Origin of the sequence: Streptomyces sp. NPDC088730 (genome assembly GCF_044751215.1) — a bacterium.
In the GTDB taxonomy this organism is placed as follows: domain Bacteria; phylum Actinomycetota; class Actinomycetes; order Streptomycetales; family Streptomycetaceae; genus Streptomyces.
Map to the genome: position 1 here is coordinate 129,915 of NZ_JBIVLK010000009.1, position 10,858 is coordinate 140,772.

Sequence of the window (10,858 nt, forward strand, 5' to 3'; positions counted from 1 at the left end):
GCGGTACGGACGTGCTCACAACTGGCCCACGGAGGTGACCCGGAGCACCGCCCGGCCCTCCTCGTCGGACGCGGCGAGATCGACCTCGGCGCTGATGCCCCAGTCGTGGTCGCCGCTCGGGTCCGCGAACGTCTGCCGGACCCGCCACAGACCGTGCTCGGTGTCCTCGTCGATCTTCAGCAGCTTGGGGCCGCGGGCGTCGGGACCGGTGCCCAGCTCCTCGTGCTCGTCCCAGTACGCGTCCATCGCCTCGCCCCACGCGTCCTCGTCCCAGCCCGCGTCGCCGTCCAGCTCACCGAGATCGCGGACCCGGTCCAGCGCGGCCAGCTCGACCCGGCGGAACATCGCGTTGCGCACCAGCACCCGGAAGGCGCGGGCGTTGGCCGTGACCGGCTTGACCTCGTCGGCCCGCTCCTGCGCCTGCTCGGCCGTCTCCACCTCGGGATTGGCGAGCTGCTCCCACTCGTCGAGCAGACTGGAGTCCACCTGACGCACCATCTCACCGAGCCAGGCGATCAGGTCCTCCAGGTCCTCGGACTTGATGTCGTCCGGGATGGTGTGCTCCAGCGCCTTGTACGCGCCCGCGAGATACCGCAGCACGATGCCCTCGGTGCGGGCCAGCTCGTAGTTCGAGGTGAACTCCGTGAACGTCATGGCGCGTTCGTACATGTCACGGACCACCGTCTTGGGTGACACCGGATGGTCACCGACCCACGGGTGGCTCTGCCGGTAGACGTCGTACGCGTGCCACAGCAGTTCGCTCAGCGGTTTCGGGTACGTGACTTCCTGGAGGAGCTCCATCCGCTCCTCGTACTCGATGCCGTCGGCCTTCATCTGCCCGATCGCCTCGCCGCGCGCCTTGTTCTGCTGGGCGGCGAGGATCTGACGCGGGTCGTCGAGCGTCGACTCCACCACCGAGACCATGTCCAGCGCGTACGAGGGGGAGTCGGCGTCCAGCAGCTCGAACGCGGCGAGCGCGAACGTGGACAGCGGCTGGTTCAGCGCGAAGTTCTGCTGGAGATCGACGGTGAGCCGCACGATGCGGCCCTCCGCGTCCGGGGTTTCGAGCCGTTCCACCACGCCGCCGTCCAGCAGCGAGCGGTAGATGGCGATCGCCTGGCGGATGTGGCGCAGCTGCGCCCTGCGCGGCTCGTGGTTGTCCTCCAGCAGGTGCCGCATCGCCTCGAAGGCGTTGCCGGGACGCGCGATGACGGACAGCAGCATGGTGTGCGTGACCCGGAAACGGGAGGTCAGCGGCTCCGGGTCGGACTGGATCAGCTTGTCGAACGTCGTCTCCGACCAGGCCACGAAGCCCTCGGGGGCCTTCTTGCGGACGACCTTGCGCTTCTTCTTCGGGTCGTCGCCGGCCTTCTTGACCAGCTTCTCGTTCTCGACGACGTGCTCGGGGGCCTGTGCGACGACGAAGCCCGCCGTGTCGAAGCCCGCCCGCCCGGCCCGGCCGGCGATCTGGTGGAACTCACGGGCGCGCAGCGTCCGCACCCGGGTGCCGTCGTACTTGGTGAGCGCGGTGAACAGCACGGTGCGGATGGGGACGTTGACGCCGACGCCGAGGGTGTCCGTACCGCAGATGACCTTGAGCAGACCCGCCTGCGCGAGTTTCTCCACGAGCCGGCGGTACTTCGGCAGCATGCCCGCGTGATGCACCCCGATGCCGTGCCGCACATAACGGGAGAGGTTCTGGCCGAACTTGGTGGTGAAGCGGAAGTTGCCGATGAGATCGGCGATCTTCTCCTTCTCCTCCTTGGTGCACATGTTGATGCTCATCAGCGACTGCGCCCGCTCCACGGCCGACGCCTGGGTGAAGTGCACGATGTAGACCGGCGACTGCCGGGTGTCCAGCAGTTCGGTGATGGTCTCGGTGATCGGGGTCAGCCGGTACTCGTAGCTGAGCGGGACCGGACGCGTCGCGGACCGCACCACGGAGGTGGGCCGGCCGGTGCGGCGGGTCAGGTCGTCCTCGAACATCCTGACGTCACCGAGGGTCGCGGACATCAGGACGAACTGGGCCTGCGGCAGCTCCAGGATCGGGATCTGCCAGGCCCAGCCGCGGTCCTGCTCCGCGTAGAAGTGGAACTCGTCCATCACGACCTGGCCGATGTCCGCGTACTTCCCGTCACGCAGGGCGATGGCGGCCAGTACCTCGGCCGTGCAGCAGATCACCGGGGCGTCGGCGTTGACCGAGGCGTCGCCGGTGAGCATGCCGACGTTCTCCGTGCCGAACAGCTTGCACAGGTCGAAGAACTTCTCCGAGACCAGCGCCTTGATCGGCGCGGTGTAGAAGGTGACCTTGTCCTGGGCCAGAGCCGCGAAGTGCGCACCGGCCGCGACCAGGCTCTTGCCGGAGCCGGTGGGGGTGGACAGGATCACGTTGGCCCCGGTGACCACCTCGATCAGCGCCTCCTCCTGAGCCGGATAGAGGGTGATGCCCTGCGTCTCGGTCCATGACGAGAATGCCTCGAAGAGGGCGTCGGGGTCGTCGGTCGGGGGCAGCTGATCGATTAGGGTCACGCCCCCATCTTGCCTGCCTTCCGCCCGGATGAGGGAACCGGACGACAGCACGAAGATCACGGGCGATACGCTTCCCCCTCAACTCGACGACAGCGCAACGACGGTGGTCCGCGCCCGGGAAGGGCGACACCCGTCGACGCGTTGTCCGTCACTGGTCAATACCTACGGGGGCGGCAACAGACATGATGGGACCGGCACACTCTCTGTCAGGGGCGGCGGCCTGGCTGGGGGTGGGCGCGGCTGCGGCAGCCGCGGGACACACGATGCCGTGGCCCGTGCTGGTCGTCGGCGCGCTGATCACCGCCGGTGCCGCGCTGGCACCGGACCTGGACCACAAGTCCGCGACCATCTCACGCGCCTTCGGGCCGATCTCCCGGGGCCTGTGCGAAGTGGTCGACACGCTCTCGCACGCCGTCTACAAGGCGACGAAGATGCGGGGCGACTCGAACCGCAACGGCGGCCACCGGACCCTGACCCACACCTGGCTGTGGGCGGTCCTGATAGGCGCCGGTGCCTCCGCCGCGGCCGTCACAGGCGGCCGCTGGGCGGTGCTGGCGATCCTCTTCGTCCACCTGGTGCTCGCCGTCGAAGGCCTGCTGTGGCGGGCCGCCCGGGTGTCCAGCGACGTTCTGGTGTGGCTGCTCGGGGCGACCAGCGCGTGGATTCTCGCCGGTGTGCTGGACAAGCCGGGCAACGGGGCGGGCTGGCTCTTCGAGGCCCCCGGCCAGGAGTACCTGTGGCTGGGGCTGCCGATCGTGCTGGGCGCTCTCGTGCATGACATCGGGGACGCGCTGACCGTCTCCGGCTGCCCGATCCTCTGGCCGATCCCGGTGGGCCGCAAGCGCTGGTACCCGGTCGGCCCGCCGAAGTTCATGCGCTTCCGGGCCGGCAGCTGGGTGGAGCTGAAGGTGCTGATGCCGGTGTTCATGGTGCTCGGGGGAGTGGGCGCCGCGGCCGCGATGAACGTCATCTGAGCCGGGGCAGCCCTCAGCCGGGTACGGGGTGCACCAGGCGGCCGTGGGAGATCAGTGAGGCTGCCTGCTTGAGGCGGCGGACCCGGATGCTGACCCCGTAGGCGTCGACGCCCGGCACCGCCGCGAGGCGGGTGGTCAGATAGCGGTAGAAGTCCTGGGCGTCCCGGCAGGTGACGATAGCCATCACGTTGTGGTCGCCGCTGGTGGCGCCGGCGAACGCGACCTCCTCGTGCCCGGAGATCTCGTGCCCGGTGCGTTCCAGGCGGGCCGGGGCGACGCGCAGCCACAGGGTCGCGTTGAGACGGTAGCCGAGGCGCTCGGGCAGCAGATCGATGTCGTACGAGAGCGCGCCGGACGACTCCAGGGACTCCAGGCGGCGTGCGACGCGGCCCTTGGACCAGCCGGTGATCTCGGCGAGCCGGGTGTGTGAGGTACGGCCGTCCTCCGCGAGAGCGGCGAGCAGCGGGGCGTCCTCGGCGGCCGGGGGCACGGGAGGGCCGGCCGGAGCGGGGGAGGAGGCGCCCGCCAGCCGTTCCTCCTGCTCGGGCGTGAGCTGCCCGCCGTAGCCGGTCCACCCGGGGGCGCCGGGGGCTTCGAAGGGGTGGATGAGCAGATCGATGCTCATGTCGAGCACGGCGGCGGACCTGGGCAGCTGCTGGAGCAGCATGTCCTCGCGCTGGGCGTCCAGCGGTGAGCGGATGACGCAGATGATCTCCGAGCCGCCCGAGGCGATGCTCGCGTAGGCGATGTCGGGACGCCGGGTGAGGGCGTCGGCCAGCGGACCGACCCGGTCGGGGCGGCAGCGGATGCGCGCGACCCACCGCGCCTCCCCGTGCACGGCGGGGTCGACCAGGCCCACCACACGCATCACACCGCTCCGGCGCAGGGCGTGGTAGCGGCGGGCCGCGGTCTGCTCCGACACCCCGTTCACCTCACCGATGAGCCGGAACGGGGCCCTCGGCGCGCACTGGAGCGTACGGAGGATCTGCATATCCACTGCGTCCATCACGGTGGAAGTGTGCCACGGGGTGCCGGGATCATGGAGGTTTCACACCGATCCGAGCAGCCGCTTCGTTGATTCCGGCTCGCGTCACCGATGCTGGCGACCGGGGCGGACGGCCCCCGCTGAACATCAACCGCGGCGCGGAGCGCCGCCAAGGAGTGCATCCGTGAACGTCACACCCTCGGCGAGCGGGCCGGCCGAACGGCGGGCGGCCACGCTCGCCATGGCCTGCCTGGGCGTATTCGTCGCCTACTTGCCGGTGACCACCGTCTCCGTGAGCCTGCCCGCCATCCAGGCGGCACTGGGCGCGTCGACGGCCCAGCTGGCGTGGGTCCAGGACGCGTTCGTCCTGCCCATGGCCGCGTTCATCCTGACCGCCGGAGTGTTCGGAGAGGTCCACGGACGCAAGAAGGTGTTCCAGGCGGGGCTGGCGTCCTCCGCCGCCGGTGCCGCCGTCGCCCTGACCGCCCCGTCGATCGAGCTGCTGTGGGCCGGCCAGGCCCTCGCCGGACTCGGTGCGGCCGCGCTGCTGCCCACCACACTGGCCCTGATCAGCCACGCGGTGCCCGACCACCGGGAGCGCGGCAAGTTCATCGGCCTCTGGGCCACCTCGCTCCTGCTGGCACTGGCCGTCGGACCGCTGATCGCCGGAGTCGTCCTGGAGCACGCCGCCTGGCGGTGGATCTACCTCCTGGTCATCCCCGTCTCGCTCATCGCGATGGCGGTCGCCGCGCGGCTGCTGACCGACTCGCGCGCCCCGCACGGGCGGCGGCTGGACTGGCCGGGCCAGATCACCGCCGCTTCCGCGATCACCGCGCTGGTGTACGGCGTGATCGAGGGCGGCGCCGGATCGTTCACCGACACCCGGGTCCTGGTGGCGCTGCTCGTCGCGGTGGCCGGCGCCGTCGCCTTCGTCGTGGCCGAGCGGCGCAGCGACAGCCCGATGCTGGACCTGGCGCTGTTCCGCAGCGCCGCGTTCACCGCGACCACCCTCGTCGCGATGATCACCTTCCTGGCGCTGATCGGCTTCTTCTTCCTGCTGAGCCTCTACTTCGGCCTGGTGCAGCAGCTCGACACCCTCCAGGCGGGCTGGCGGCTCCTCATGGTCACCGGCGCCGCCATCCTCGCCGGCGCTCCCGTCGGCCGGCTGATGCACCGGGTGCCCGCCCGGGTCCTGATCACCGCCGGACTGCTCGTCGTCACCGGCTCCCTGCTCTCACTGACCACCGTCGACGCGGACACCTCGTTCGCCTCCATCGCCTGGCGGCTGGCGCTGCTGGGCCTGGGCATGGGCGGCGTCCTGACCCCCATGACCGCCACCGCCGTCGCCTCCGTGCCCGTCCACCTGGCGGGTATGGCCGCAGCCGGCAACAACGCGTTCCGGCAGGTCGGAGGGGCACTCGGCCCCGCCGTCCTGGGCGCCCTCCTCACCGCCCGCGCCCTCGACACCTTCCCCGCGCACCTCGCGGACGCCGGGATCACCGGAGCCGCCGGGCAGGGCATCGCGGAGACCGCCCGTTCGGGCGGACTCGGTGCGGTCGCCGGCATGCACCTGGGCGCCGCCACCGGACCGGCCCTGAGCGCGGTGGGTGACGCCTTCCTCGACGGCCTCCGCCTCTGCCTGGTCGTCGCCGCCGCCCTCACCCTGCTCGCCGCCCTGGTCTCCGCGGCCCTGCTGCGCCGCCCGCGCGGTGCCCCCACCGTCGCGGCCTCCTCCAGCGGCGCCCCCGCCGTCGCGCCGCAGGCCCGCGTGGGCTGACGGACGGGCGTCCGCGCCTGACGCGCCGCCGGGGGGCTCCCGGCGGCGCGTCAGGCGCTACCGGCAGACTTGTGGCCAAGGGAGAACCGCACGAACGAGGAGCACGATGGATTCCCTCTCCACGGCCACCGCCCCAGCCATCGCCCCGCTGCTCGACGACTTCTCCCTGGAGATGACCGGCAAGGACGTCCCCGGGCTCGAAGCGGCCCGCGACCGCATCCCGGCCGGCACCCGGATCAACATCACCTTCCTCGGCACGGAGGACCTGGACACCCGGCTGTCCGCGGCCCGCGCCGTCCGGAGGCTCGGCTACGTCCCGGTCCCGCACGTGGCGGCCCGCCGACTGCGCTCCCGGCCGGAACTGGAAGAACTCCTCGCCGCCCTCCGCGCCGACGGCACGGCCGACAACATCCTGGTCATAGGCGGCGACCCGGCCACGCCCCACGGCCCCTACGACGACTCCCTCGCGCTCATCCGGTCCGGACTGCTCCAGTCCTACGGCGTACGGCACGTCGGCATCGGCGGATACCCCGAGGGGCACCCGGCCATCGCGGGTCCTGCGCTCTGGTCCGCGATCGAGGACAAGACCGGCGCACTCGCCGCGCAGGGCCTGTCCGGCGACGTCATCACCCAGTTCGGCTTCGACGCGGACCCGGTCCTCGCCTGGGTCGAGGCGATACGGAAACGGGGCATCGACGCACCCGTGCGCGTCGGGGTCCCCGGCCCCGCCGGAATCAAGCGGCTGATGACGTACGCCACGCGCTTCGGCGTCGGCACGAGCACGTCCATCGCGAAGAAGTACGGATTCTCGCTCACCAACCTGATGGGCACGGCGGGCCCCGACCGCTTCATCCGTGCCCTGGCCGAGGGATACGACGCCCGCCGCCACGGCGTCCTCAAGCTGCACTTCTACACCTTCGGCGGGATCGGGGCCACGTCGCGGTGGGTCACCGAATTCCGTGCCGCAGCGGGCGGCTGACCACCTGCCGTTCAGGACGGGGGCGGCCGCCCGCCGTGCCACGAGCGCCAGAGCGCGGCGTACGCGCCGCCTGCCGCCACCAGTTCGCGGTGGGTGCCGAGCTCGGTGATCCGGCCGTCCTCCATCACGGCCACCCGGTCGGCATCGTGGGCGGACTGCAGCCGGTGGGCGATGGCCACGACCGTCCGGCCTTCCAGCACGGCGGCCAGCGCGCGCTCCGTGTGCCGGGCCGTCCTCGGATCCAGCAGCGCGGTGGCCTCGTCGATGATCAGCGTGTGCGGGTCGGCCAGGACCACCCGCGCCAGGGCGAGCTGCTGAGCCCTGGCCCCGTCCGGCCGGTGCCCGCCGCGGCCCAGATCGGTGTCCAGGCCCTCCGGCAGCTCGTCGGCCCACTCGGCGCCGACGGCGGCGAGCGCCGCGCGCAGCTCCGCGTCGGTGGCGCCTGCCGAGGCGATCCGCAGGTTCTCCCGGACCGTGCCCAGGAACACGTGGTGCTCCTGGGTGACCAGGACGACGTGCCGGCGCAGCCGGTCGGGGTCCAGACCGGCCACCGGGACCCGGCCCACCGTCACCGAGCCGGTGTGCGGTGCGTCCATCCCCGCCAGGAGCCTGCCCAGGGTGGTCTTGCCCGCACCGGAGGGGCCGACGATCACCAGTCGCTCCCCCGGCCGGACCCTCAGGTCGACCCCGTGCAGGACGTCGTCCCCGTCGTCGTAGGCGTAGCGGACGCCGGCCACCTCGATCCCGTCGCCGGCCGGTGCGGGAGAGCCGGCCGGTGCGGGAGAGGCCGCCGGCAGGGCCTGCGCCGCCGTGCCGATCCCCTCCACCCGCGCGAACGAGGCGCCGCTGCTCTGGAGCTGTTCCATCTGCTGGAGGATGACGTCCAGGGGCTGGGACAGCTGACGCAGGTACAGCGCGGAGGCGACGACCGCGCCGAGGCTCATCGCCCCGTGGTCGTGCAGTACGCCGCCGATCAGCAGGACACCGGCCACCGGTATGACGTAGGAGATGTCCACGGCCGGGAAGAGCACACTGCGCAGGAACAGCGTCCGGGTCCGGGTGCGCCGGCACTTCTCGATGCCCTCCCGGCACGCCGCGATGCGGCGCCGCTGCAGCCCCAGGGCCTCGACGGTGCGGGCGCCCGCGGCGGTGGCGGCCAGCTGCTCCGCGAGCTCCGAGTTGGCGGCTCCCTCCGCCAGGTACGCGGCGAGCGCCCGGCGCAGGTACCAGCGGGCGGCGAACCAGATGCCGAGCAGCCCCAGCACCCCGCAGGCGCCCAGCAGCGGGTCGAGGACGAAGACCGCGCCGAGGACGGACAGCGCCTGGACCCCCGCGACGAGCACCTCCGGCCCCGAGTTCCGGAGGGTCGCGCCGACCGCGGCGACATCGGTGGTGCCGCGAGTCATCAGGTCTCCGGTGCCGGCCCGCTCGACCGCCGTGGCGGGCAGCGCGAGCGCCCGTTCGGCGAACTGCTCCCGGACACGGGCCAGGGTCCGTTCACCGAAGCGGTGTGCGACGAGCCCGGCGTAGCGGACCAGCACCAGCTGCGCCACGGCGAAGACGAGGATGGTGAGCGCGAGGCGGTCCACCCCGGCCACCCCGCCGCCCGCCCGTACCTGGTCGATGATGCGCCCGAGCAGCCACGGGCCGACGAGCCCGGCAGCCGCGGCGAGGGCGTTGAGCGCGGTCATGGCGGCGAAGGCGCGGCCGTCCAGCCGGATCAGCCGGAGCGCGGCCCGGCGGACCAGTTGCGGTCCGGCGACGGGCAGGGCCCGGTCCGCCGCCCCGGAGCCGGCGGTCATCGCACGGCTCCCCGGGGGGCCGGGACGGTTCCGCCGGGGGCGTCGTCGCCCGCGCCGCGGGACACCAGCCCGCGGTATCCGGGCTGCCCGTCCAGGAGCTCGCGATGGCTGCCCACGGCCGCGACGGAGCCGTCGACCAGGTAGTACACGGTGTCCGCCCGGTCCAGCAGGAGCGGTGACGTGCTGGTGACGACGGTGGTGCGGCCGGCCCGCGCCGTGTGCAGCCGCGCCGCCACGGCCGCCTCGGTGTGGGCGTCCAGCGCCGAGGTGGGCTCGACCGCCAGGAGCACCTCGGGATCGGCCAGCAGCGCCCGGACCAGCCGGACGCGCTGGCGCTGGCCTCCGGAGAGGTTGCGGCCCTGTGCGTCGACCGGCGAGTCGAGCCCGTCCGGCAGACCGCGCACGATGTCCTGCGCCACGCCCGCGCGGACGCTCCGGCCGATGGCCTCCTCGTCCCGGTCCCGCGCACCGCTGATCACCTCGCGCAGCGGTCCGGCGAACAGATCGGCCTCGTTGTCCGCCACCAGGATCCGGCGGCGGACCCGCGTCAGGTCGATCTCGTCGAGGCGTATCCCGCCCCAGGTCGCCGCCGACTCCGCGAACCGGCCGAGGCGGTCGACCACCGCCGCCGAGTCCGAAGGGCGGGCGCTGACGAGCGCGGTCAGCACGCCGGGCTCCACCTCGACGCCGGATTCCGGATCACGCAGCGCGGACGGCCCCGCGGGTCCGTCCGAAGCGGCCTCCCCGCCCGCGGAACCCGGCTCCAGGGCCAGGAACCGGACGACCCTGCGGGCGGCGACCAGCCCCCGGCTGAGGTCGTAACCGCCCTCGATGAAGAACGCGACGGGCACCACCAGCACCGCCGTGTACCCGTACACCGCGACCAGCTCGCCCACGGTGATCGTCCCCTGAGCGGCCATCCGGGCCGCCAGCCAGGTCACGACGCCGAGGAACAGGGTGGGCAGTCCGGCACCGAGCGCCTGGATCCAGCTGGTCACCGCACCGACCCGGTACCCCTCCGCCCGCAACTCCCGCGAACCCCGCCGGTAGCGCTCGCCGTACACCTCCTTGCCGCCGATGCCGTTGAGGACGCGCAGGCCCCCGACGATGTCCTCGAAACGGGCGGCGAGAGAGCCCTCCTGTTCCCGGTACGCCGACTCGACGCCTTGCAGCCGCCACAGCAGCGGGCCGACCAGCACCGCGAGCAACGGCACGCCGAGCAGCACCACCGCGGCGAGCAGCGGTGAAACGGTCAGCAGCAGTACGGCCACGGCGACGTACGCGAGGACCGCGCCGACCCCCGGGCCGGTGATCGTCAGCGTGCCGGCGATCACGGCGACATCGCGGAAGCCGATCGTGACGACCTCCCCGCCCGTGACCCGGCGCGGCAGCTCCGCACCCAGCACGGTCGCCTGCCTGACCACGACCGCCACGGACCGGAACGCGGCGTCCATGCGCACCCTGGTCATCGTGCGGTGCCGCATGATCGCCAGCCACGCGTTGAGCACCCCCACACCCAGCAACGCCGCGACCCAGCCCGCCAGCGCGGGCCACCGCCCCGGTGCGAGTCCGTCGTCGATGGCGCGCGACAGCAGGTACGGCGGCAGCGTCAGACAGACCATCCAGGCACTGCCGAGCAGCGCGCCGGCGACGATCCGGCGGCGCTGGCTGGTGACCAGCCACCACAGGTACCGCGGCGCGCTGCGGCAGTCAGGGGTCCCCGGATCCGCACAGGAATCGGTCATGGCCCGACCCTACGGTCCCGGAGGGCCGGGAAATCCGGGGGCCGCACCCGGTCAGCCGGGTCCAGGA

The 10,858-nt window shown here is 72.6% G+C and carries 7 protein-coding genes; 3 read left to right on the forward strand and 4 right to left on the reverse strand.

Annotated elements, in window-relative coordinates; genetic code table 11:
* Positions 1 to 15: 15 nt before the first annotated feature.
* Positions 16 to 2,529: a DEAD/DEAH box helicase gene (locus tag ACIP89_RS25730; protein ID WP_401928757.1), complete on the reverse strand. Its 2,514-nt coding sequence runs from the start codon at positions 2,527 to 2,529 to the stop codon at positions 16 to 18.
* A gap of 182 nt (positions 2,530 to 2,711) precedes the next feature.
* Here ACIP89_RS25730 and ACIP89_RS25735 point away from each other — a divergent pair, with 182 nt between their 5' ends.
* Positions 2,712 to 3,503 carry a metal-dependent hydrolase gene (locus tag ACIP89_RS25735; RefSeq protein WP_401928759.1) on the forward strand — a complete coding sequence of 264 codons (792 nt, stop codon included), beginning with the start codon at positions 2,712 to 2,714 and terminating at the stop codon, positions 3,501 to 3,503.
* Between the two features lie 13 nt (positions 3,504 to 3,516).
* On the opposite strand, the gene ACIP89_RS25740 is transcribed toward ACIP89_RS25735, so the two are convergent.
* Entirely contained in the window at positions 3,517 to 4,512 is a 996-nt protein-coding gene (locus ACIP89_RS25740) for an Lrp/AsnC family transcriptional regulator (protein ID WP_401930601.1), read from the reverse strand.
* A 160-nt stretch (positions 4,513 to 4,672) separates the two neighbouring features.
* On the opposite strand from ACIP89_RS25740, the gene ACIP89_RS25745 reads away from it, so the two are divergent.
* Both ACIP89_RS25745 and ACIP89_RS25750 read left to right on the forward strand, forming a co-directional pair.
* Positions 4,673 to 6,265 carry an MFS transporter gene (locus ACIP89_RS25745; RefSeq protein ID WP_402116957.1) on the forward strand — a complete coding sequence of 531 codons (1,593 nt, stop codon included), beginning with the start codon at positions 4,673 to 4,675 and terminating at the stop codon, positions 6,263 to 6,265.
* Positions 6,266 to 6,371: 106 nt separating this feature from the next.
* Positions 6,372 to 7,244 carry a methylenetetrahydrofolate reductase gene (locus ACIP89_RS25750; protein ID WP_402116959.1) on the forward strand — a complete coding sequence of 291 codons (873 nt, stop codon included), beginning with the start codon at positions 6,372 to 6,374 and terminating at the stop codon, positions 7,242 to 7,244.
* A gap of 11 nt (positions 7,245 to 7,255) precedes the next feature.
* Here the strand turns inward: ACIP89_RS25750 and ACIP89_RS25755 are convergent, their stop codons facing one another.
* Positions 7,256 to 9,046: an ABC transporter ATP-binding protein gene (locus ACIP89_RS25755; protein ID WP_402116961.1), complete on the reverse strand. Its 1,791-nt coding sequence runs from the start codon at positions 9,044 to 9,046 to the stop codon at positions 7,256 to 7,258.
* A complete protein-coding gene (locus ACIP89_RS25760) occupies positions 9,043 to 10,791 on the reverse strand; it encodes an ABC transporter transmembrane domain-containing protein (protein WP_402116963.1) in 1,749 nt (582 codons plus the stop codon). The genes ACIP89_RS25755 and ACIP89_RS25760 overlap by 4 nt, the downstream gene beginning before the upstream one ends.
* Positions 10,792 to 10,858 lie beyond the last annotated feature (67 nt).